General features: G+C 69.6%; 22 protein-coding genes and 2 tRNA genes. 17 read left to right on the top strand and 7 right to left on the bottom strand.

What is annotated here, in order from left to right; all coding sequences use genetic code 11:
• Positions 1-177: 177 nt before the first annotated feature.
• The gene (locus tag BMW67_RS15365) at positions 178-684 is read right to left on the bottom strand and encodes a GIY-YIG nuclease family protein (RefSeq protein WP_125458971.1); all 507 of its coding nucleotides are present in this window, start codon (positions 682-684) and stop codon (positions 178-180) included.
• A gap of 200 nt (positions 685-884) precedes the next feature.
• Here BMW67_RS15365 and BMW67_RS03895 point away from each other — a divergent pair, with 200 nt between their 5' ends.
• The 3 genes from BMW67_RS03895 to BMW67_RS03885 all read left to right on the top strand — a co-directional run bounded on the left by BMW67_RS03895 (position 885) and on the right by BMW67_RS03885 (position 2,658).
• On the top strand, positions 885-1,103 hold the full coding sequence (locus BMW67_RS03895) for a helix-turn-helix domain-containing protein (RefSeq protein WP_072745854.1): 219 nt from the start codon (positions 885-887) through the stop codon (positions 1,101-1,103).
• 65 nt (positions 1,104-1,168) lie between these two features.
• Positions 1,169-2,304 (top strand): IS3 family transposase gene (locus BMW67_RS03890; RefSeq protein ID WP_370426834.1). Its coding sequence is split into 2 segments (ribosomal slippage): positions 1,169-1,421 and positions 1,421-2,304, totalling 1,137 coding nucleotides; the frame shifts between segments, so codons are not numbered across the junction.
• Between the two features lie 150 nt (positions 2,305-2,454).
• Positions 2,455-2,658, top strand: coding sequence for a hypothetical protein (locus BMW67_RS03885; protein WP_072745857.1), 204 nt, complete (start codon positions 2,455-2,457; stop codon positions 2,656-2,658).
• Between the two features lie 147 nt (positions 2,659-2,805).
• Here the strand turns inward: BMW67_RS03885 and BMW67_RS15360 are convergent, their stop codons facing one another.
• From BMW67_RS15360 to BMW67_RS03870, 4 genes are all read right to left on the bottom strand, one after another.
• Positions 2,806-4,143: a hypothetical protein gene (locus BMW67_RS15360; RefSeq protein ID WP_072745858.1), complete on the bottom strand. Its 1,338-nt coding sequence runs from the start codon at positions 4,141-4,143 to the stop codon at positions 2,806-2,808.
• 485 nt (positions 4,144-4,628) lie between these two features.
• A tRNA-Met gene (locus BMW67_RS03880) sits at positions 4,629-4,705 on the bottom strand.
• Between the two features lie 117 nt (positions 4,706-4,822).
• Positions 4,823-5,953, bottom strand: coding sequence for a 3-dehydroquinate synthase (aroB, locus tag BMW67_RS03875; protein ID WP_072745859.1), 1,131 nt, complete (start codon positions 5,951-5,953; stop codon positions 4,823-4,825).
• Positions 5,950-6,606: a shikimate kinase gene (locus BMW67_RS03870; protein ID WP_072745860.1), complete on the bottom strand. Its 657-nt coding sequence runs from the start codon at positions 6,604-6,606 to the stop codon at positions 5,950-5,952. The genes aroB and BMW67_RS03870 overlap by 4 nt, the downstream gene beginning before the upstream one ends.
• A gap of 214 nt (positions 6,607-6,820) precedes the next feature.
• Here BMW67_RS03870 and BMW67_RS16140 point away from each other — a divergent pair, with 214 nt between their 5' ends.
• The 11 genes from BMW67_RS16140 (at position 6,821) to BMW67_RS03820 (ending at position 18,167) form a co-directional block, all read left to right on the top strand.
• Positions 6,821-6,955, top strand: a complete 135-nt coding sequence (locus tag BMW67_RS16140; RefSeq protein ID WP_256598358.1) for a hypothetical protein — start codon at positions 6,821-6,823, stop codon at positions 6,953-6,955.
• A gap of 31 nt (positions 6,956-6,986) precedes the next feature.
• Positions 6,987-8,042 (top strand): tyrosine recombinase, encoded by a 1,056-nt coding sequence (locus BMW67_RS03865; RefSeq protein ID WP_083581105.1) that lies wholly within the window; start codon positions 6,987-6,989, stop codon positions 8,040-8,042.
• A 54-nt stretch (positions 8,043-8,096) separates the two neighbouring features.
• Positions 8,097-8,459, top strand: coding sequence for a preprotein translocase subunit SecG (secG, locus tag BMW67_RS03860; protein WP_072745862.1), 363 nt, complete (start codon positions 8,097-8,099; stop codon positions 8,457-8,459).
• 7 nt (positions 8,460-8,466) lie between these two features.
• A complete protein-coding gene (locus BMW67_RS03855) occupies positions 8,467-10,350 on the top strand; it encodes an ArnT family glycosyltransferase (RefSeq protein WP_072745863.1) in 1,884 nt (627 codons plus the stop codon).
• Positions 10,351-10,525: 175 nt separating this feature from the next.
• On the top strand, positions 10,526-11,770 hold the full coding sequence (locus BMW67_RS03850; RefSeq protein WP_072745864.1) for a PQQ-dependent sugar dehydrogenase: 1,245 nt from the start codon (positions 10,526-10,528) through the stop codon (positions 11,768-11,770).
• Positions 11,767-12,144, top strand: a complete 378-nt coding sequence (locus BMW67_RS03845; protein WP_072745865.1) for a c-type cytochrome — start codon at positions 11,767-11,769, stop codon at positions 12,142-12,144. Before BMW67_RS03850 ends, BMW67_RS03845 begins: the two co-directional genes overlap by 4 nt.
• Positions 12,145-12,274: 130 nt before the next feature.
• Positions 12,275-13,861, top strand: coding sequence for an ABC transporter substrate-binding protein (locus BMW67_RS03840; RefSeq protein WP_072745866.1), 1,587 nt, complete (start codon positions 12,275-12,277; stop codon positions 13,859-13,861).
• 10 nt (positions 13,862-13,871) lie between these two features.
• Positions 13,872-14,828, top strand: coding sequence for an ABC transporter permease (locus tag BMW67_RS03835; protein ID WP_072746094.1), 957 nt, complete (start codon positions 13,872-13,874; stop codon positions 14,826-14,828).
• The gene (locus BMW67_RS03830) at positions 14,825-15,643 is read left to right on the top strand and encodes an ABC transporter permease (RefSeq protein ID WP_072745867.1); all 819 of its coding nucleotides are present in this window, start codon (positions 14,825-14,827) and stop codon (positions 15,641-15,643) included. Before BMW67_RS03835 ends, BMW67_RS03830 begins: the two co-directional genes overlap by 4 nt.
• Positions 15,636-17,318, top strand: a complete 1,683-nt coding sequence (locus tag BMW67_RS03825) for an ABC transporter ATP-binding protein (RefSeq protein WP_083581069.1) — start codon at positions 15,636-15,638, stop codon at positions 17,316-17,318. The genes BMW67_RS03830 and BMW67_RS03825 overlap by 8 nt, the downstream gene beginning before the upstream one ends.
• 9 nt (positions 17,319-17,327) lie before the next feature.
• A complete protein-coding gene (locus BMW67_RS03820) occupies positions 17,328-18,167 on the top strand; it encodes an alkaline phosphatase family protein (protein ID WP_072745868.1) in 840 nt (279 codons plus the stop codon).
• A 21-nt stretch (positions 18,168-18,188) separates the two neighbouring features.
• On the opposite strand, the gene BMW67_RS03815 is transcribed toward BMW67_RS03820, so the two are convergent.
• Both BMW67_RS03815 and BMW67_RS03810 read right to left on the bottom strand, forming a co-directional pair.
• Positions 18,189-19,136 (bottom strand): alpha/beta hydrolase fold domain-containing protein, encoded by a 948-nt coding sequence (locus BMW67_RS03815; RefSeq protein ID WP_072746096.1) that lies wholly within the window; start codon positions 19,134-19,136, stop codon positions 18,189-18,191.
• A 193-nt stretch (positions 19,137-19,329) separates the two neighbouring features.
• Positions 19,330-19,404, bottom strand: a tRNA-Thr gene (locus tag BMW67_RS03810).
• A 240-nt stretch (positions 19,405-19,644) separates the two neighbouring features.
• Between BMW67_RS03810 and BMW67_RS03800 the strand changes: the two genes are divergently transcribed.
• From BMW67_RS03800 to BMW67_RS03790, 3 genes are all read left to right on the top strand, one after another.
• Complete coding sequence (locus BMW67_RS03800; protein ID WP_072745869.1) at positions 19,645-19,839, top strand: hypothetical protein; 195 nt, start codon at positions 19,645-19,647, stop codon at positions 19,837-19,839.
• Positions 19,840-19,900: 61 nt separating this feature from the next.
• Positions 19,901-21,181 carry a UDP-N-acetylglucosamine 1-carboxyvinyltransferase gene (gene murA, locus BMW67_RS03795; protein WP_072745870.1) on the top strand — a complete coding sequence of 427 codons (1,281 nt, stop codon included), beginning with the start codon at positions 19,901-19,903 and terminating at the stop codon, positions 21,179-21,181.
• Between the two features lie 387 nt (positions 21,182-21,568).
• Positions 21,569-22,048 (top strand): DUF2948 family protein, encoded by a 480-nt coding sequence (locus BMW67_RS03790; protein ID WP_072745871.1) that lies wholly within the window; start codon positions 21,569-21,571, stop codon positions 22,046-22,048.
• Positions 22,049-22,078: the final 30 nt, after the last annotated feature.

Below are 22,078 nucleotides of genomic sequence, written 5' to 3'. Positions count from 1 at the left end.
GGGGTAGCCGGGTCCGTGCAGATGCCGGGATGATCGCCGTGAGCGCGGTGCACAGCGCGCCAGCCGGGATTGCGGCGGGATCACCATGCACGAGGCACGCCCCGGCGCTCCTGGCTCAATACAACGCCGCCGCGCGCGCGTTTCGCTCTCGATCCTCGGGGTTGTTTGCAGGCGCGGTCAGTTTCGCCCCAGCGCACGTCGCAGGTCGCTAAGCGTCGATTTGAACGGATGCCGGGACATGCTCAGGTTCAGGGGCAAGGGTGGCCCGTTCCTGACCAGAGTTTCCTCAAGGGACCACGGTTCGTCATGCTGCGCGACCGAGATCGCAGCGTGCTTGCTGATCCAATCTGACAGACTGTCCTCGTGGTGACGATCCATGCGAACGCGGTTCCGCTTGTCGCGCCAGAACGCCAATTCAAGCTCTTGTTCGAGAAGGGCAGCAAGGGAAAGCCGCAAGGTCGAGGAGCGCACCGTCCCGCGTAGGTGGTTTCTCCAAAGTCGGCTTTTCACAGGTGTTGGCCCACCTCGGCGCACTGGCCGATCTTTCGGAGGTGCGATGCCGATGTAGAGCAGGTGTTTCCCGTCTCGCTCGATGCAACCGTCCCTCGGCACCAGAGGCAGGTAATGGTCGAACCACCAGCCATAGACGCCGTGCGTGACCGCGTGCCGGTCGATGAAATCCAAGACATGATCGGGCAGCAGGAGGGCATCGGGCGACAGAACAGCCCTCGACTTGAAAATTTAGACTATGCGTCAACCACGAGGGCGCACATCCCCCTGCCTGTTCCTGCATTACTGAATGTCGCCAGTGACTTCGGGCCTTCCGCCAGCCTAAGTCGATTATGACTTATAGTCTATGGCCGTGATGGCGGGCGCCATGCGCCATGCGCCGCATGTCCGTCCAAACGCGCGTTTCAATAGATATCCAGAGGATCAGAAGGGAGAAGAACCTTTCGCAAGAAGAGGTCGCCCATCGCGCGGATATTCACCAGACCTACCTGAGCGGCGTCGAGACCGGGAAGCGCAACCCGTCTATCTTGGTGGTCGAGCGCATCGCCAAGGCCCTCGGCGTGGACGTCTCAGAGGTGGTTCGGGGAATCTGAACGACTGAGTTAGGTGGATTTTCCGCTCCTGATCCGGCAGCGTTGCCGGGATGAAAGGAGCGAAGATGACGAGACGACCGAGACGGAACCACAGCCCCGCGTTCAAGGCGAAGGTCGCACTGGCGGCGTTGAAGGGCGACCGCACGATGAGCGAGTTGGCGACGCAGTTCGACCTGCATCCGAACCAGATCAAGCAGTGGAAGGACCAGCTTCTTGAGGGCGTCGCGGGCGTGTTTGACGACAAGCCCGGGAGCAAGGAACCGGAGATCGACATCACTTCGCTGCACGCGAAGATCGGCCAGCTCACGCTGGAGAACGATTTTTTGTCCGGTGCGCTCGACAAGGCCGGTCTGTTGCCGGGCGCAAAGAAATGACGGATCGAGATCACAGGCTGAGCCTGACCCGTCAGGCCGAACTTCTGGGGATCAGCCGGGGCAGCCTCTACCATGTCCCGTGTCCGACCGGTGCGGACGATCTCAAGCTGATGCGCCGGATCGACGAGCTGCACATGGACTTCCCCTTCGCAGGCAGCCGGATGATGAAGGGACTCTTTCGCCAGGAAGGCTTCATCGCCGGGCGGCTGCACATCGCCACGCTGATGAAGAGGATGGGCATCGAGGCGCTCTATCGCCGCCCCAACACCTCGAAACCGGCGCCGGGCCACAAGATCTATCCTTACCTGCTCAGGAAGCAGGCCGTGAGCCGTCCGAACCAGGTCTGGGCGATGGACATCACCTATGTGCCCATGGCCCGGGGCTTCGTCTATCTGACGGCGGTCATCGACTGGTTCAGCCGCAAGGTGCTGGCCTGGCGGCTGTCGGTCACGCTGGAAACCGGCCCCTGCCTGGAAGCGCTGGACGAGGCCATCGCCCAACACGGCGCGCCGGAAATCATGAACACGGATCAGGGCTCGCAGTTCACATCCATCGACTTCATCAGGGCGCTGAAGGACGCCGATATCCAGATCAGCATGGACGGCAAGGGCGCCTGGCGCGACAACGTCTTAGTCGAAAGGCTCTGGCGCAGCGTCAAATATGAAGAGGTCTATCTGCGCGCCTATGACAGCGTGACCGCCGCCCGGGAAGGCCTCGCCCGCTACCTGGCCTTCTACAACACAAGGAGACCGCATTCATCGCTGGACGGGCGGACGCCCGATCAGGCATATCTCACCCCGCCACGACCAATCCCGGTCGCGGCATAACCGAGCGGAAATCCACTTACGAAACGGCTCGAAACTGTTCAGACAAACCGAGCCACATCTCTCGGAAATCTTCAAGCCGAACTAGGGTTATCCCTGACACGCTCTCGCCTTGCGTCTTATCGATCTTCATCAGCAACTTAGGAGATCGACATGACCGATATCGTGTCGCTCAAGGCCATCTGCGACGAACTCAAGATCGACCCGCGCGAAGCTCGCGAACGCCTGCGCGCCGCCGCCAGCGATGCCAAGGCAAACCCGGAACTGGCGAAGGCGCGGAAGCCGCGCACACCGTGGCAATGGGTGAAAGGGTCGAAGGCGCTTGAAGAAGCAAAGCGCGCCCTGAAGCCGGGATAGGCAACTGCTACCATCGCAATTAATGAAAAGGGGGGCGACGTGCCTCCCTTTACTTTGGCGAAAAATCCCTGCTTATCGGGAGCAAGTTGTGTAGAACACGACTGCGCAAACCAAATCCAATTAAGTCCTGAGCCCGACCATGAATAACTATGCAGCCTGGTGTTTAGCAAGCTTGCCCATCCATACGGAATACGAGGCTTGCAGGGCCGTCGGGATATTCGCGCCCTCTAACAATCCAACCAGTTCTGCAAAACGCTTTCTGCATGCTGGAAACGACGCAATCTTGTTCCCAACGAGGGTTTTACTGTCGGGTATAGCAAACATTATCTCCAAGGCTTTTGGTGAAAAATCTTTAACCATGCTTTCGTAGTGAGGCCTTGCAGCCCAAGAAACACCATACTGATTTCCAACGGCACATGAAACTACCGTCTCTACAAATTTCCGACGTACCGACTCTGGAACAGCAGACGCTCCAACAATTTCATGGAGTCGGGCTGCGAATGGCGGCTCATTATAGAAATTATTCATTCCTTGGTGGGCTGCGTTCAAACGATCACATGCAGTCGAGATTATTGAATGCCTCTCGGCTTCCGAGAGTAGCCCCAGCATCTTAAACTTCGTGAAGAAATCGCGAGATGCACTTGCCTTGGCTTGCTCACCTTTCCCAACATACCGTTGATGTTGGTCGATTATCGCAGACGGAATTCCATCCAGTTCGACTGCCGGTAAGAACAGCGTTGCACAGTTGCTGCGCGCACTCTGGCCAAGCGCTTCATCGCAGTACATGCCATGCAGCGCGGTAGCGATCAATTCACGTTGTGCCGAGTGCGTACCCTTGATTGCAGCAGTCCAATACGCCTCTTGATCCCCATTGAAATGTCCTGCCTTGATCGCAGAAATCAATTCATTGAAATTAACGCCTGCAGGAACATTGACATCGCTGAGAGCAGCGCGAGCGCAACGACTTATGAAATTGACAACTTCATCCTCATCCAACGCACCAACTGCAGGATGTGCCGCTGAAAAACTATTCCGAATTGCCCTGCATTGATCGAGCTTGAAATATCCCTCTTCTGTGATGAGGTTTAACTCAAGGCACAACTTGAGAAGTTCATGATCCATCATCTCCAATAGCTTACTTTCATCGAGAGCTTTTGATGTAAGTTGAGCAACAATTGGCAAGCCGAAGCGAATGACCTTTTGGCGCAGCTCCACGATTGTAGAATTCCAAATATAGTTTATTGCGCTGTCAAACAAACCTACCGAGTCAGCAACGCACAGACGGACCATTCTTTCGTCACGCAACTCTGCAGGTATTTTGCTCAACAGTCGGGGTAAGTTCTCCCAAGTGTGATCTATCTGGGCCTTTGCCGGAAGAACATCGCGTGGCACGCCCAGCGAGTTCGTGATTTGCGTCAGCAAATCGTCGGTTCCTTCGATAATTGCAGGTAGGCCTTCGATCTTCTGGGGCACCAAGTCTGACATATTTACTCGCTCTGGCTGACCCTTGCCCAATATCTTGTGATGAAAAATATCAGTGAGTGGCTCACACGTAAAGGGCGAAAGTCATGGTTTGATGACAATCTGTTGACAGCTACGCCAGCGTAGCATTCTGCATGGCCAAGAGGCTCGTCGCGGAAACCTGTTTCTCGACCAAACCACCTTGGGGGTTCAACGAACATCCTGAGCCGTGGGGAACCCGTGAATGCTACCCAAGCGATACCCACAGCACACCGCTCATTTTTCGCAGGCAAGGAGGACGCCACTAAGTGACGGTTGTTATTTGATTTTAGTGGTGCCCGGGGGCGGAATCGAACCACCGACACGAGGATTTTCAAGCCTAACAACTGTTGGAATGGCCCCAGAGTGCCGAGTCTCCGTTACGCTACCCGAGCGATACCCTAGGTAAACCGGTCGCGCACCGCACAAACACGATGCAGTCACACCCCTTTGAAAAACATGAGAAATTTTGGTAGCGGAGGAGGGACTCGAACCCCCGACACGCGGATTATGATTCCGCTGCTCTAACCAACTGAGCTACTCCGCCGCTCGCGAGGGGGCTTTTATCCATGCGGCCGGGGGGCGTCAAGCGCGAAATCGCGCGAAAATCCGGCCGGCCCTTCCCCGCATTCCCCCGCGCCCGAACCGCCTTGCGCCGCGCCCTTCAGGCCGCGCCGCGCTCGGCCAGGGCCTCGTTCAGAACGGCCCTCACGGCCTCGGGATCGACGTCGCGCGCGACGAAAGCGCGGCCGATTCCGCGCGCCAGGATGAAGGTCGGGCGTCCGGCCTTGACCTTCTTGTCCTGCGCCATCACGGCCATCAGCCCTTCGGCGTCGGGCAGCGGGCCGGGAATGTCGGCAAGGCGCGTGGGCAGGCCCATGCGCGACAGATGCGCCGCCACGCGCGAGGGCTCTTCCTGCGCGCACAGCCCCAGCCGCGCCGACAGCGCGAAGGCCAGCACGCAGCCGATCGCCACGCCCTCGCCGTGCAGCAGGCGCTCGCCATAGCCGGTCGCGGCCTCGAGCGCATGGCCGAACGTGTGTCCCAGATTGAGCAGCGCGCGTTCGCCCCGCTCGGTCTCGTCGCGCGCGACGATGCGCACCTTGGCCTCGACCGAGCGGCGCACCGCCTCGATCCGCGCCGCGTCGTCGCCGTCGCGCAGCGCCGGGCCGCGCGTCTCGAGCCAGGCGAAGAAGTCGGCGTCGCCCAGAAGCCCGTATTTCGCCACCTCGGCATAGCCGGCCAGCAGCTCGCGCCGCGGCAGCGTGCGCAGCGCGTCGGTGTCGGCCAGCACCAGGCGCGGCTGGTGGAAGGCGCCGATCAGGTTCTTGCCCTGGGGCGCGTTGACCCCGGTCTTGCCGCCGACCGAGCTGTCCACCTGGGCAAGGAGCGAGGTCGGGATCTGCACGAATCCCACCCCCCGGCGCAGGATCGCGGCGGCGAAACCGACCAGATCGCCGATCACGCCGCCGCCCAGCGCGATGATCAGATCGTCGCGCTCGATGCGCCGATCGAGCAGCCACTCGACCACGCGCGTCAGCTCGGCCATGGACTTGCTGCCCTCGCCCGCCGGCACGATCAGCTCGTCGGCCTCGATGCCGGCGGCGGCCAGACCCGCGCGCAGGGCGGGAAGCTGGGCGCGGGCGACGTTCTCGTCGGTGATGACGGCGGTGCGCGGGCGCGGCAGCAGCGGCGCCGCATGCGCGCCCGCCTCGGCCAGCAGGCCGGGGCCGATCTCGATGCGGTAGCTGCGCGCGCCGAAGGGCGCCTCGACGGTGCTGCGCTGGGGGCTCATGCGGGCGTCTCCTGGCTCTGGGGGGCGTCGGGGCCCTCTTCGATCACGTCGCCGAGCGCGCGCAGACCGTCGAGGATGCGGGCGGCGACGGCCTCGTGCTTCTCGCCGCGGCGGCTGTCGACGACGACCGCGGCCTCGGCGTAGACGGGGTGGCGGCGGGCCATCAGCTCGGCCAGGACCCGGCGCGGATCGCCGCCGGCCAGCAGGGGGCGGGTGTTCTTGCGCCCCACGCGCTCGACCAGCGTGTCGAGCTCGGCGCGAATCCACACGGTCGCGGCGCGGCTCAGCAGCAGCGCGCGGGTGTCGTCGTTCATGAAGGCGCCGCCGCCGGTTGCGATCACCGCCGGGCGCGACTGGCGCACAAGGCGCGCGATGACGCGGCGCTCGCCCTGGCGAAAGGCGTCCTCGCCCATCGAGGCGAAGATCTCGGCCACGCTCATGCGCGCGGCGGCCTCGATCTCTTCGTCGCTGTCGACGAAGGGCGCGTCGAGCATGGCGGCGAGCCGCCGGCCGACGGTGGTCTTGCCCGCGCCCATCAGCCCGACCAGCGCGACCGGGCGCAGCAGCCGGGGCCGCGCGGCGGGGGCCCGGGGGCCGTCCGGCAAGGCGGCCGGCGCGTCGTCTGGGCTGGGCGGCGTGTCGGGCGTGCTCACGATCGCGCGGCGTCCTTCGGCTGGCCGCGGCTCCGAAGGCCGGCGGCATGGGGCTGCGCCCGGCCCCGCGCCATTGCGGCGCGGCGCGGCCGGCGCTAGGGTCGCGGCGCGCGACGCGCCGACGCTCGGGGCTGGGCGGGTTCCTCGTTACACCAGCCGCGGGCGCGGCGCCAAGTCCGCATCGCTCGGGCCGCGGGACAAGGAGGAAGACGTCATGCGCACCGCGCTCAAATACCTTCTATACCTTGCCGTTCTGGGCGCGCTGGCGCTGGCGGGCTATGCGCTGGTGGCCGATCTGCCCGCCCCGCGCGCAACGGTGACGATCGATGCGCCCGCGCCCGGCGACTGAGCCCCTGCGCCGCGCCGCGCCCGGGGGCGGCATGAGCGCGCGCGCGCCCGCCGATCCCGTCGCGCGCTTTCTCGAGGCGATGCGCGCCGAGCGCGGCGCGGCCGACAACACGATCGCGGCCTATGCGCGCGATCTGTCCGACCTGGCCGAGCATGGGGGCGGCGATCTGCTGGCGCTCGGGCGCGCGGACATCGCCGCGTGGATGGCGGCGATGGAGGCGCGAGGGCTGAGCCGGGCCACGCGCGCGCGGCGCCTGTCGGCGGCGCGGCAGTTCTACCGCTTCGCCTGCGAGGAGGGCTGGCGCGAGGACGACCCCGCCGCGCGTCTTCGCGGCCCCGGCGCGCGCCGCCCGCTGCCGCGCACGCTGTCGCCCGAGCAGGTCGAGGCGCTGCTCGAGGCCGCGCGCCGGCCCGCGGGCCCCGGCCCGGCGGCGCAGGCGGCGGCGCTGCGGCTGAGCTGCATGCTCGAGCTGCTCTACGCCACGGGCATGCGCGCGAGCGAGCTTCTGGACCTGCCCGCCGCCGCCGCGCGAGGCGATCCGCGCATGTTGCTGGTGCGCGGCAAGGGCGGGCGCGAGCGCATGGTTCCGCTGTCCGAGCCCGCGCGCGCGGCGCTCGCCGCCTGGCTGGCCCATCGCGACGCGGACCCGCGCCTGCGCGGCGCGGCGGCGCTGTTTCCCTCGCGCGGGCGCGCGGGGCGGCTGACGCGGGCGCGCTTCTTCCAGCTGGTGCGCGAGACGGCGGCGCGGGCCGGGATCGACCCGGCCAGCGTCTCGCCGCACACGCTGCGCCACGCCTTCGCCACGCATCTTCTGGCGGGGGGCGCGGATCTGCGGGCGATCCAGACCCTGCTGGGCCATGCCGACATCTCGACCACCGAGATCTACGCCCATGTCATGCAGGCGCGGCTGCAGGCGCTGGTGCTGTCGGGTCATCCGCTGGCGGCCGGCGGGGACGGCAGCGCGCGCCCCGCGGACGAAGGCGCGGCCCTCGCCGCCGGGAAGGGCGGCGGCGGCCCGGCCGACCCCGACGGCCCCGGCGCCGATCGCGCCGCGCCCCGTCTCGACAAGCGCCCGCCGAGGCGGTAGAAACCGCCGCCAGACCCGCCGCCCGGCTTGGGCGCATTCAGGAAGGCCGACCCGATGGAAAACGTTCTGCTCATCGTCCACCTCATTCTTGCGGTGTTCCTGATCGGGCTGGTGCTGCTGCAGCGCTCGGAAGGCGGCGCGCTGGGCATCGGCGGCGGCGGCGGCGGCCTCGTCACCGGGCGCGGCGCGGCGACGGCGCTGAGCAAGGCGACCTGGATGATCGCCGCCGGCTTCGTCGCCACCAGCCTGGCGCTGACCATCCTGGCCGCGCAGAACGCCGCTTCGCGCTCGGTGCTCGAGAAGGTTCCCGCCGCCGAGGCCCCGGCCCCCGACGCCGCGCCGCTGGCCGACGATCTCAAGGGCCTGCTGGTCCCGCCGCCGGCCGAGGACCCCTCCGCGCCGCCCGCGGCCGACTAACGCCCGCATGGCCCCCGACCCCGAGCGCGGGCGCCTGCGACGCGCGCTGTCGGCGCTGGACGGGCGCGCGCGCGCGGCCGCGGCCTTGCTCGACCGCGCCGCCTGGCGACAGGTCGCGGCGCTGGCGCTCTTGTGCCTGGCCATGTTCGCGCCGGGGCTGGACGCGCTGCCCGTGACCGACCGCGACGAGGCGCGCTTCGTGCAGGCCTCGCGCCAGATGCTGCAGAGCGGCGACTACGTCGACATCCGCTTTCAGGACGCGCCGCGCTGGAAGAAGCCCGCCGGCATCTACTGGCTTCAGGCGGCGTCCGCGGCGGCGGCGGCCAAGGCGCTGGACGTGCCGGTCGAACGGGTGGGGATGTGGGCCTGGAGGCTGCCCTCGGCGCTGGGCGCGACGCTGGCGACGCTGGGGCTGTTCTGGGCGCTGACGCCGCTTGCGGGCCGGGCGGCCGCCTTTCGCGCGGCGGCGATGACGGCCACGGCGCTGGTGGTCGTGGCCGAGGCGCATATCGCCAAGACGGACGCCGCCCTTCTGGCCGCGATCGTGCTGACCATGGGCGCCTATGCGCGCGCGCTGGCCGGCGGGCGCGGCGCGGCGCTGGGCATGTGGGCGGCGCTGGCGGCGGGGGTCGCGCTCAAGGGCCCCATCGTGTTCATCCCGCTCGTCGGCTGCATGGCGTGGCTGGCGGTCGCGCAGCGCAGCCTTGCGCCGCTGCGCGCGCCCGACTGGCGGCGCGGGCCGCTCCTGTTCCTTGCGCTGGCCGCGCCATGGTATGCGCTGATCGCGCTGCGCACCGAGGGCGCCTTCTTCCGCGAGGCGCTGCTGGACGATCTGCTGGGCAAGGTCGCGCAGGGGCGGGAATCGCACGGCGCGCCGCCGGGGACGTATCTGGCGGCGTTCTGGGCGATCTTCTGGCCCTGGGCGGCGCTGGCGCCGGCGGCGGCCGCCGCCGTCCGGCGCATGCGCGCGCGGCCCGAGGCGCGCTTTCTGCTCGGATGGGCCGTTCCGACCTGGCTGGTCTTCGAGCTCACCGCGACCAAGCTGCCCCATTACGTCATGCCCGCCCTGCCCGCCCTGGCCGGACTGCTGGCCCTGTGGCTGACCCAAGAGGCGCGCCGCAACGCCGCCCCCGCGCGCGCGCCGGGCCTGCCGCATGACATCGTCCCCTCGGCGCGGCTGGCCGCGGACCCGCTTCGCCCGCCGCGCCGCTGGACGCTGCGGGCGGGCGCGGCGCTGTTCGCGCTGGTCGGCGGCGCGTTGGCGCTGGCCAACATTGCCGGGCCGCTCTGGCTGGGCCAGGCGCCCGCGCCCCGGGGCGCGGCGCTGGCGCTGGCGGGGCTGGCGGCGACGGCGCTGGGGGCGGCGGCGCTGGGGGGCGGGCGGCTGGCGGCCTTCGGCGCGCTTGGCGCGGCAGCCAGCGCGCTGCTGTCGGCGGCCACGCTGTCGCACACGCTGCCGGCGGCGCGCTCGCTGTTTCCCAGCGCGCTGATGACCCAGGCCGCCGCGCCGCTGGCGCGCTGCGCGGCGCCGCCGCCGGCCTCGGTCACCTATCGCGAGCCGAGCCTCGTCTTTCTGACCGACGGCGCGGTCGCGTTCCTGAGCCACGAGGACGCCGCGCGGCGGCTGATCGCCCTGCCCGGCGCGTCGGTCTGGGTCGAGGACCGCGCGCGCGCGCGCTTCGATCGCGCCCTGGCCGAGGCGGCGGGCGGCGCTGCGCCGGCGCTGCGCGAGCTGGCGCGGGTCGACGCCTTCAACCCGAACCGGGGCAAGGCGACCACGCTGCGCCTGCTGGCCCGCGCCGACGACGCGCTCTGGAGCGCCTGCCTGGGCCCGGCGGCGCCGGCGTCCGCCGATTCGCCCGCGAATCCCGACCCGTCGCGAGCCGGTTAATCGCAGGTTCAGCCCGGCCCGCGCCATGCGGCGCCGGCTTCCGCCAGATGAAACAGGTGCGGCGAATCGCCACGTCGCCGCCCCCCTTTTCCGTCACGGCGCCTTACGATGCCCCGGCCGCGCGAAGCGGCGCCGCGGGCGCGCGCCCGCGCGACAAGGGTCAAGGGAGGGAAGAATGCGCACGATCATCGCCATGAGCGCCGCGCTGGGACTGGCCGCGCAGGCGCAGGCGGCCGACAATCTCGAGAAGCTGAGTCAGTTCAAGGTCACAGGCGGCGCCGGCTTCACCTATGTCGAACAGGGCGGCGCCAAGGCCGAGGCGATCCGCCGCACGCTGGAACGCATCCGCCTGCCCGAGGGCTTCCGCATCGGGCTTTACGCCATCGTGCCCGACGCGCGCCACATCGCCGTCGGCCCGCAGGGCATCGTCACCTTCGTCGGCACGCGCAAGACCAAGGTCTGGTCCGTGACCGACCGCGACAAGGACCGCGTCGCCGACGAGGTCAAGGACTTCGCGCCCTCGATCGACATGAAGATCCCCAACGGGCCGTGCTTCTCGCCCGACGGGTTCCTCTACATCGCCGAGCAGAACCGGGTGCTGGTCTATCCGGCGGCCGAGTTCTTCTACGAAAGCCCGGACGTGGCGGCCTTCAACGTCGTGCCCGAGGGCGAGCTGATCCCGCCCGATGAGGTCAGCTACAACCACACCGCGCGCGTGTGCGACGTGGGGCCGGACGGCAAGCTCTACATCTCGCTCGGCCAGCCCTTCAACGTGCCGCCCAAGTCCAAGCGCGAGCTTTACGCCAAGTGGGGCATCGGCGGCATCATCCGCATGAACGCCGACGGGTCCGGGCGCGAGGTCTTCGCCTCGGGCATCCGCAACTCGGTCGGCATGGATTTCCAGCCCTCGACCGGGCATCTGTGGTTCACCGACAACCAGGTCGACGGCATGGGCGACGACATCCCGCCGGGCGAGCTGAACCGCGCCACCGAGGCGGGCCAGAACTTCGGCTTTCCCTGGTATGGTGGCGGGTCGGTGCGCACCAACGAATACAAGGACGAGGAGCCGCCCGCCGACGTCGTCTTCCCGGTGGTCGAGACGGTGGCGCATGCGGCCGATCTGGGCATGGTCTTCTACGACGGCAAGCAGTTCCCCGCGCGCTATCGCGGCGCGATCTTCTCGGCGCAGCACGGCTCGTGGAACCGCACCGAGCCGGTGGGCGCGCGGGTGATGGTCACCTTCGTCGACGAGGAAGGCGGCGCGCGCATGGAGCCGTTCGCCGAGGGTTGGCTGGACGAGGAGACCGGCGAGTATCTTGGCCGCCCGGTGGACGTGGCGCAGCTGCGCGACGGCTCGCTGCTGGTGTCCGACGACCTCGCGGGCGCGCTCTACCGCATCTGGTATGAGGGCGCGCAATGACGGCGCGGCTTCTTCGCGGGGCGGGCGGGGCTGCGGCCCCGGTCCGCGCCGCGGCCGCGCTGCTGGCGCTGGCGCTGGCGGCGCCGGCGCCCGCTTCGGCGGCCGATCCGGCGGCCGGGCGCGAGAAGGCGCGCAAATGCAAGGTCTGCCACGGCATCGACGGCATCGCGCGCATTCCCATCGCGCCCCATCTTGCCGGCGAAAGCGCGATCTACCTTGAAACGCAGCTCAAGGCGTTTCGCTCGGGCAAGCGCGAGCACGAGATGATGAGCGTGGTCGCGCGCGGCCTCAGCGACGAGGACATCGCCGATCTGGCCGCCTGGTACAGCGCGATTCGCATCGAGGCGCATCCGCCCGATCTTGCGCAGAAGTGACCGCGCGGCCCGGCGCGACGCTGCGGCAACCTGTCAAGGGGTTGAACGAACGGGCGCTGGCGCGCATTGTTGATCCGTGGATCAACAAAAAGCCGCCCCCTCGGGCGGCGGACAGGGAGAACAAACGCAAATGAGCCGCGAACTCGAGGATCTGGCGCGCCGCGCCGCGCTCAACCTGGTCAACCGACGCGACTTTCTGGGCCGGGCGGCCGCGCTTGGCGTGACGGCCGCGGGGGCGAACGCGCTGCTGGCTTCGGCCGTGCGCGCCGCCGGACCGGTCAAGGGCGGGCATCTGAAGGCCGGCCTTCAGGGCGGCGAAAGCACCAACTCGCTCGATCCGGCGCTGGCGGCGTCGAACGTGCCCTTCTCGGTGCTGCGCCATTTCGGCGAGACGCTTGTCGAGGTCGGCCCCGACAACCGCCTCATGCCGCGCCTGGCCGAGGAATTCTCGTCCAGCCCGGACGCCGCGACCTGGAGCTTCAAGATCCGCAAGGGCGTCGAGTTCCACAACGGCAAGACGCTGACGGCCGAGGACGTGCTCGAGACCATGCGCCGCCACTCGGACGAGAACTCGAAATCCGGCGCGCTGGGCATCATGCGCGGCATCAAGGAGATGAAGGCCTCGGGCGACACCTTCACCGTCACGCTCGAAACCCCCAACGCCGACCTGCCCTATCTGATGGCCGACTACCATCTGGTCATCCAGCCGGGCGGCGGGCGCGACGATCCGGCCGCGGGCGTGGGCACCGGCCCCTATGTGGTCGAGGTGAACGAGCCGGGCGTGCGCCACGGCTTCCGCCGCTTCGCCAATTACTGGGACGATTCGCGCGGCCATGCCGAGACGACCGAGATCCTGGTCATCAACGACGCCACCGCCCGCACCTCGGCGCTGCAGTCGGGCCAGGTGCACATGATCAACCGCCTCGAGCCCAAGATCGTCAGCCTGGTCAAGCGCGTGCCCGGCGTGCAGGTGCGCAACGTGTCCGGGCGCGGGCACTACGTGTTCATCATGCACTGCGACACGCCGCCCTTCGCGAACAACGACCTGCGGCTGGCGCTGAAATACGCCATCAACCGCGAGGAGATGGTCGACAAGATCCTGCGCGGCTATGGCGGGCTGGGCAACGACATGCCCATCAACGCGGCCTATCCGCTGTTCGACGACACGATCCCGCAGCGCCGCTACGACCCGGACAAGGCGCGCTTCCACTACAAGAAGTCGGGGCATGACGGCTCGCCCATCGTGCTGCGCACCTCGGACGTGGCCTTCCCCGGCGCGGTGGACGCGGCGCAGCTGTTCCAGCAGAGCGCGGCCGCCTGCGGCATCCCGCTCGAGATCAAGCGCGAGCCGGGCGACGGCTACTGGTCCGAGGTCTGGAACAAGCAGCCCTTCTGCGCCTCGTATTGGGGCGGGCGTCCGACGCAGGACCAGATGTATTCGACGGCCTACCTGTCGACCGCGGACTGGAACGACACGCGCTTCAAGAACGAGGAGTTCGACCGCCTGCTGCTCGAGGCCCGCGCCGAGCTGAACGAGACGCGCCGCAAGGAGCTTTACAGCCGCATGGGCCGCATCGTGCGCGACGAGGGCGGTCTGATCTGCCCGATGTTCAACGACTTCATCGACGCCACCGACGCCCGCGTGCAGGGTTGGGAGAAGGATCCCAACGGCGAGATGATGAACGGCTTCGCCATGGTGAAGTGCTGGCTGGCCTGAGGCGGCCATGCTGCATCCCATCGTCAAGCTCCTGGTCCAGCGCATCGCGCTGGGCCTCCTCCTTCTTTTCGCCGCGTCGGCGCTAATCTTCGCGGGCACGCAGCTGCTGCCCGGCGACGTGGCGCAGTCGATCCTGGGCCAGTCGGCCACGCCCGAGGCGCTGGCCAATCTGCGCGCCGAGCTGGGCCTGAACGACCCGCCCGTGCAGCGGTATTTCAACTGGCTTTTCAGTGCGTTGCACGGCGATCTTGGCACGGCGCTTTCGAATGGCGAGGACATCGCCCAGTCGCTGGGCAAGCGCCTTGGCAACACGCTGTTCCTCGCGGCCTGCGCGGCGGCGGTGTCGGTGCCGCTGGCGCTGATCCTGGGCATCGTGTCGGTGCGCTATCGCAACCGCTGGCCCGACCGGCTGATCTCGGCCGTCTCGCTGGCGTCGATCTCGATCCCCGAATTCCTCATCGCCTATGTGCTGATCTTCTACGTCGCCGTGCAGCTGCGCTGGTTCCCCTCGGTGGCGATGATCAGCGACGCGATGACGCTGGGCCAGAAGCTGTCGGCCATCGCGCTGCCGGTGGCGGTGCTGACGCTGGTGGTGCTGGCGCACATGATGCGCATGACCCGCGCGGCCATCCTGAACGTGATGCAGTCGGCCTATATCGAGACCGCAGAGCTCAAGGGCCTGGCGCCGATCCGCATCATCGCGCGCCACGCCCTGCCCAACGCGATCGCGCCCATCGTCAACGTGATCATGCTGAACCTGGCCTATCTGGTGGTCGGGGTGGTGGTGATCGAGGTGGTCTTCGTCTATCCCGGCATGGGCCAGTATCTGGTCGATCACGTGGCCAAGCGCGACGTGCCCGTGGTGCAGGCCTGCGGGCTGATCTTCGCCGCCGTCTACATCGGGCTCAACACCGTGGCGGACGTGGTTTCGATCCTGGCCAATCCGCGGCTGAGGCATCCCAAATGATCCAAATTCCCCTTTCCGCCCTGCTTGGGCTGACCGTGACGGCGCTGTTCTTCGCCGGGGCCGCGCTGGCGCCCTGGATCGCGCCCTATCCCATGACCGAGATCGTCGGCGACGTGTGGGAGCCGGCCTCGGCCGAGCACCTTCTGGGCACCGACAGCATCGGACGCGACCTGCTCAGCCGCATGATCTATGGCGGGCGCACCACCATCTGGATCGCGACCATGGCGACGGCGCTCAGCTTCCTCACCGGCTCGGTGCTCGGGCTGACGGCGGCGGTGGCCGGCGGCTGGGTCGATCAGGCGCTTTCGCGGCTGGTGGACCTGGTCATGTCCATCCCGACGCTGATCTTCGCGCTGGTGGTCCTGTCGGTGCTGCCGACCACGGTCACCACGCTGGTGCTGGTGATGGGCCTTCTGGACAGCACGCGCGTCTATCGCCTGGCGCGGGCGGTGGCGGTGGACATCACGGTCATGGACTTCGTCGAGGCCGCGCGCCTGCGCGGCGAGGGGCGCGGCTGGATCGTGTTCCGCGAGATCCTGCCCAACGCCCTGTCGCCCCTGGTGGCCGAGATGGGGCTGCGCTTCATCTTCATGGTGCTGTTCCTGTCCACCCTGTCCTTCCTCGGCCTTGGCGTGCAGCCGCCCAACGCCGACTGGGGCGGCATCGTGAAGGAGAACAAGGAGGGCATCGTCTACGGCATCTCGGCCGCGCTGACGCCGGCGATCGCGATCGCGGCGCTGGCCATCTCGGTCAACCTCGTGGCCGACTGGATCCTGACCCGAACGACCAGCCTGAAGGGAGGCCGTGGTGAGTGACCCGAACCCCGCCATCCCTGCGCCCGAGGCGCCCGGGGACGAAGCCCCGCTGCTCGACATCCGCGATCTGCGCATCGAGGCCACCGTGCACCCGCCCGGCGAGCGACCCCGCACGCAGCAGATCGTCAAGGGCGTCTCGGCACGCCTGCGCAAGGGCCGCGTTCTGGGCCTGATCGGCGAGTCGGGCGCGGGCAAGTCCACCATCGGCCTTGCGGCGCTGGCCTATGGGCGCGGCGGGGTGCGCATCAGCGGCGGGCAGGTGCTGCTGAACGGACGCGACATCCTGCGCCTGCCTGCGCGCGGCCTGCGGCGCGTGCGCGGCAAGGAGGTGACCTACGTCGCCCAGTCGGCGGCGGCAGCCTTCAACCCGGCCATCCGCCTGATGGACCAGATCGTGGAAAGCGCGCTCGAGCATGGCGTGGCCTCGCGCGCCGAGGCCGAGGCGCGCGCGGTCAGCCTGTTCGAGCAGCTGGGCCTGCCCGATCCGGCCAATTTCGGGCGCCGCTATCCGCACCAGGTCTCGGGCGGGCAGCTGCAGCGCGCCATGACCGCCATGGCCCTGTGCCCCGAGCCCGACCTCGTGGTGTTCGACGAGCCCACCACCGCCCTTGACGTCACCACCCAGATCGACGTTCTGGCGGCCATCAAGCGCGCCATCCGCGCCACCGGCGTCGGGGCCATCTACATCACCCACGACCTGGCCGTGGTCGCGCAGGTGGCCGACGACATCATGGTTCTGCGCCATGGCGAGACGGTCGAATACGGCCCCACGGCCCAGATCATCGAACGCCCGCGGCAGGAATACACCCGCGCCCTGGTTTCGGTGCGCGCCATCGAGCACCCCGAAAAGCCCCCCGAGGGCGCGCCGCTGCTGAGCGTGCGCGGGGTCAGCGCGGCCTATCCGGGCGTGCCGGTCGACGTGCTCCGCGACGTCAGCGTCGATCTGCACCCCGGGCGCACGCTGGCGGTGGTGGGCGAGTCGGGCTCGGGCAAGTCGACGCTTGCGCGGGCCATCGTCGGCCTGCTCCCCCCGCGCGAGGGCGAGGTGCTGTTCGACGGCCGCCCCCTGCCCCCGCGGCTCAAGCAGCGCTCGCGCGAGGATCTGCGCCAGCTGCAGATGATCTACCAGATGGCCGACACCGCCATGAACCCGCGCCAGACGGTGCGCACCATCATCGGCCGGCCGCTCGAGTTCTATTTCGGCCTGCGCGGCGCCGAACGCGACAAGCGGGTGAACGAGCTGCTGGACGCGATCGAGATGGGCCGCGGCTTCGCCGACCGCTATCCGGCCGAGCTGTCGGGCGGGCAGAAGCAGCGCGTGTGCATCGCCCGCGCGCTGGCGGCCAGGCCCCGGCTCATCATCTGCGACGAGGTGACCAGCGCCCTCGATCCCCTGGTGGCGGACGGCATCCTCAAGCTGCTGCTCGATCTGCAGCGCATCGAGGACGTGGCCTATCTGTTCATCACCCACGATCTGGCCACGGTGCGCGCCATCGCCGATTCCATCGCCGTGATGCATCGGGGCAAGGTGGTGCGCTACGGGACCAAGACCCAGGTGCTGACCCCGCCCTTCGACGACTACACCGACCTGCTGCTGTCCTCGGCGCCCGAGATGAAGCTGGGATGGCTGGAAGAAGTCCTGGCCCATCGGCGCATGGAAAGCGCGGGGCACTAGGGGCGGCGCATGGAAAGGCGACTCAAGCTCATCATCCTCGACGGCGTGCCCTGGCGGGCATGGCGGCGGCTGTTCGGCAATCTCGAAGGCTGGGTCGAGTCGGGCGAGGCGCGGGTGTGGCGCATGCGCGCGCGCCTGCCCTCGATCTCGGCCTCGTGCTACGCCACCATCCATACCGGGGCGCCGCCGCAGGTGCATGGGGTGACCTCGAACGAGACCATCTTCCGCATTCCCATGCCCGACGTGTTCTCGCAGGTGCGCGCGGCGGGCGGAACGACCGGCGCGGTGGCCCATTCGTTCTGGTCGGCCTTCTTCAACCGCGCGCCTTTCGATCCGGTGCGCGACATCGAGTATGACGAGCCCGACTCGCCCGCCATCAACCACGGCCGCTTTCACACCATGACGGGCTACGGCCATGCGAACCAGATGACGCCGTGCGACCTTGACCTGTTCGCCACGCTGACCAGCCTGTCGCGGCGCTTCGGCCTGAACTACGGGCTGCTGCACAGCTGCACGCTCGACAGCATGGGCCACCGTTTCGGCCATGACTGCGTCGAGATGGACCATGCCTGCGCGGCCGCCGACGCCATGCTGGCGCCCTTCCTGCGCATGTGGCGCGAGGCGGGGGACGAGGTCATCGTCACCGCCGATCACGGCCAGAGCGACCGCGGCCATCACGGCGGGCGCGGGGCCGATCAGCAGGATTTCGCGCTTTACTATTTCGGCCCGGCCGAGGGGCCGCCCGAAGGCGCGCTTCTCGATCAGCTTCAGCTGGCGCCGACGATCCTGACCCGGCTGGGCGCGCCGATTCCCCCCGGCATGGGCGCCGCGCCGTTCCTGAGCGCCTGACCGCGCCCGACAGGCCGCCGCTCAGGGCAAGGGCGGCCAGCGCCCTTCGGCCAGCGCGCCGATGGCGGCGAGGATGCGCGCAAAGGCGTCCGCCGCCCGCCCCGACATGCGCCGCGCGCGCAGATAGCCATGCACCAGCCCCTTTTCCTCGACCGCCAGCGCCCGACCGCCCGCGGCCAGGATGCGCGCGGCATAGGCGGGGCCGTCGTCTGAGAGCGGGTCGCACTCGGCATGGAACACGACCGTCGGCGGCAGGCCCGAGAAATCGACGTCGCGGAGCGGCGCCGCATCCGGCCCCGGCGCCGCGGGCGGGGCGCCGCCATGGCGCAGGGCGTTGCAGGCCAGCGCCTCGTCGCGCGTGAGCAGGGGCGCATGGGCGTGCCGCACCCATGATCCCGAATCCGTCTCGCCGCCCAGCCCCGGATAGATCAGCGCCATCCCCGCCAGCGGCGCCTCGGCGCGCAGCGCATGGGCGGCCGAGGCCGCCAGCGCGCCGCCGGCGCTGTCGCCCGCCAGGATCAGCGGCAGGTTGAAGCGCGCCAGCGTCCAGCGCGCGGCGCTCAGCGCGTCCTCGTAGGCGGCGGGGTGCGGATGCTCGGGGCACAGGCGGTAATCGGCCGCGACCACGGGCAGCCCCGCCCCGGAGCAGATCTCGGCGCACACGTCGTCATGGCTCTCGAGCCCGCCAAGGAAGAAGCCGCCGCCATGCAGGAAAAGCACGGCCGCGGGCGCCTCTTGGCCGCCAGGCGGCAGGTAGATGCGCGCGCCCATGTCCCCGATCCGCACGTCGCGCGTCGTCACGCCGGGCGGCCGTCCGGCGTGAAAGGCGCGGCACATGGCGTCGTAGAAGGCCCTCTGCTCGGCGATGGGCCGCGTCGCGGCGTCGGCGGGATAGAACTGCTCGGTGCGGCGGACGAAGGCCAGCACCTCGGGGTCGAGGATGCGCCCGTAATCGGTCATGCGCCGCATGATCGCCCCGCCCGCCGCCCGGCGCAAGGGCGGGGCGCCGGCGGGCAAGCGGCGCGCAGGCCTCGCCGCCAGGGCGCGCGCTCCGGCGCGGGCGTCTCGGCGGCTTCACGCCTCGTCCGACGGATGCGCGCCCCGGACAGGGCGCCGCGGCGGGCCCCGCGGCGCGGCTTCGATCGCGGATCTGCGGATGGGCTGGTGCCGCAGGAGAGAATCGAACTCTCGACCTCTCCCTTACCAAGGGAGTGCTCTACCTCTGAGCTACTGCGGCGTCGGGGGGCCTTTTACCCGATGGCGCGGCGAACGCAAGGGGGAATTTCGGCCCCCAGCGCCCCTCCCGACGCCCATCCCGACGCCCGTCCCCGCGCCCGGCTCCGCGCCCGGCTCCGAGTCCCGCCGCCGGCCCCGCGCCCGCGCCGCCCGGGGCGCGCCGCGGGACCGGACCGCGAGACTCGAAGAGGGCCGGACCGGGACATGGACGGCGGCGCGCCGGCGCGCTATCACCGCGCCCATGAGCAAGACCGACGACGACCGCCCCCTGACCCCGGCCGAGGCGCGCGCCCGCCGCCTGGCCGAGGCGCTGCGGGCCAATCTGCGCCGGCGCAAGGCGCAGCTGCGCGCGCGCGCGGCCGAGGACGGCGCCGCGCCCGACGCCGCGGCCGCGGGCGGGCCGCCCGACGACGCGCCGCCGCAGGACGGTCATTGAACCGCACGGCCCGCGCCGATAGACCCACCGACGACGCAGCGCGCCGAGCACGGGAGCAGCCATGGACAGAATCGCGATTCGCGGAGGAGTTCCGCTCAAGGGCCGCATCGCCATCGGCGGCGCCAAGAACGCATGCCTTGCGCTCATGCCGGCGGCGCTGCTCACCGACCAGCCGCTGACGCTGACCAACGCGCCGCGGCTGTCGGACATCCGCACCATGACCCAGCTGCTGGAATCGCTGGGCTGCGAGGTGGCGGCGCTGCAGGGCGGGCGCGTTCTGGCCATCGGCGCCGAGCGCATCGCCAGCCACCGCGCCGATTACGAGATCGTGCGGCGCATGCGCGCCTCGATCCTGGTGCTGGGCCCGCTGCTGGCGCGCGAGGGTCGGGCCGAGGTCTCGTTGCCCGGCGGCTGCGCCATCGGGGCGCGGCCGGTCGATCTGCATCTGCGCGGGCTCGAGGCGCTGGGCGCCGAGCTCGAGCTGCGCGACGGCTATGTGCATGCGCGCGCGCCCAAGGGCCTGCGCGGGGCCGAGTTCGAATTCCCGGTGGTGTCGGTGGGCGCGACCGAGAACCTGCTCATGGCCGCGTCGCTGGCGCGCGGCACGACCGTTCTGCGCAACGCCGCGCGCGAGCCCGAAATCGCCGACCTCGCGCGCTGCCTCAACGCCATGGGCGCGCGCATCGAGGGGGCGGGCGGCTCCGAGATCGTCATCGAGGGGGTCGAGGCGCTGGGCGGGGCGACTCATGCGGTCATTCCCGACCGCATCGAGCTGGGCACCTACATGCTGGCCCCGGCCATCACCGGCGGCGAGGTCGAGCTGATCGGCGGCTCGCGCGAACTGGTCGGAGCGCTGTGCGACAAGCTCGAGGAGGCGGACATCGCCGTCGAGGACACGCCCGAGGGGCTGCGCGTGCGCCGGCGCAACGGCGCCATCCGCCCGCTGCGCGTGGTCACCGAGCCCTATCCGGGCTTTCCGACCGACCTGCAGGCGCAGATCATGGCCATGCTGACCCTGGCCGACGGGGTCAGCGTGCTCGAGGAGCGCATCTTCGAGAACCGCTTCATGCATGCGCCCGAGCTCATGCGCATGGGCGCGCGCATCGAGGTCCATGGCGGGACGGCGACGGTGACGGGCGTGCCCAAGCTGCGCGGCGCGCCGGTGATGGCGACGGATCTGCGCGCCTCGGTCTCGCTGATCCTGGCGGGCCTGGCCGCCGAGGGCGAGACGGTGGTCAGCCGCGTCTACCACCTCGACCGCGGCTATGAGCGGGTCGAAGAGAAGCTGTCGGCCTGCGGCGCGCATATCGAGCGCCTGTCGGACAAGGCCGAGGCGGACTGAGGGCGCCGCCCGCGCGGCCGGCAGGAGCGAGGTTGGCCGCTGGATCGGCGCGGCAGGAAGGGCGCTGCCCGCGCGCGGCCGCCCGCCCCCGCCCCAGGCTGCGCCCGCCCCCGCCCAAGGCTGCGCCCGACGCCGCGGCGCCTGCGCGCGGCGCGCCGTGGCGGCGAAGCGCGCCCTTGCCTGCGCGCCGCCCTGCCGGGTTCGCCGCGAAGGCAAGCGCGACGGCGCCGCCCCGGGGCTTGCCCCCGGCCCGGCGCCCGCTTGCGCCGACCCGCGCTTGCGCGCGGCATGCAGGGGCGGCGCGCGCCGCGCGCCCTTGCCTTCGCGCCCCCCGCGGGCCTATCTGAACCGCGACGCAACGCGACGGACCGCCGAAGGAGGACCGCCATGCAAGACGCCCGCTTCGAGGACGCCGCCGAACGGCCGCTGCGCCTTCTGGCCGCCGACGCCGAGGACCTGAAGGTGATGGCCGCCCTTCTGCAGGACGCGGTCGGCAAGCCCGCCGACATCGCCTGGACGCCGGCGCAGCGGCGCCTGTCGCTGCTGCTCAACCGCTTCCGCTGGGAGGATCGCGCGCGCGCCGCCCGCCAGGGGCGCCCCTTCGAGCGCGTGCGCGCCCTGCTGGTGATCGAGGACGTCTCGCGCGTGCGCGCGCTCGCGCTCGATCCGGCCGACGGCGAACGTCCCTTCAACCTTCTGACCATGACCTGGGAGCCCGCCGAGGACGGCGCGGGCGCGCTGCGCCTGGTGCTGTCGGGCGGCGCCGAGCTGGCGGTCGAGGCCGAGTGCCTGAACCTGCGCCTCGACGACGTCACGCGCCCCTACGCCGCCCCTTCGGGCAAGGCCCCCGCCCATCCCGCCGACTGACCCGCCCGCCGCGGCCCGCGCCGCGCCGAC

It is taken from the genome of Oceanicella actignis (assembly GCF_900111545.1).
In the GTDB taxonomy this organism is placed as follows: Bacteria; Pseudomonadota; Alphaproteobacteria; order Rhodobacterales; family Rhodobacteraceae; genus Oceanicella; species Oceanicella actignis.
This window is presented reverse-complemented; position numbering and strand designations above follow the sequence as displayed.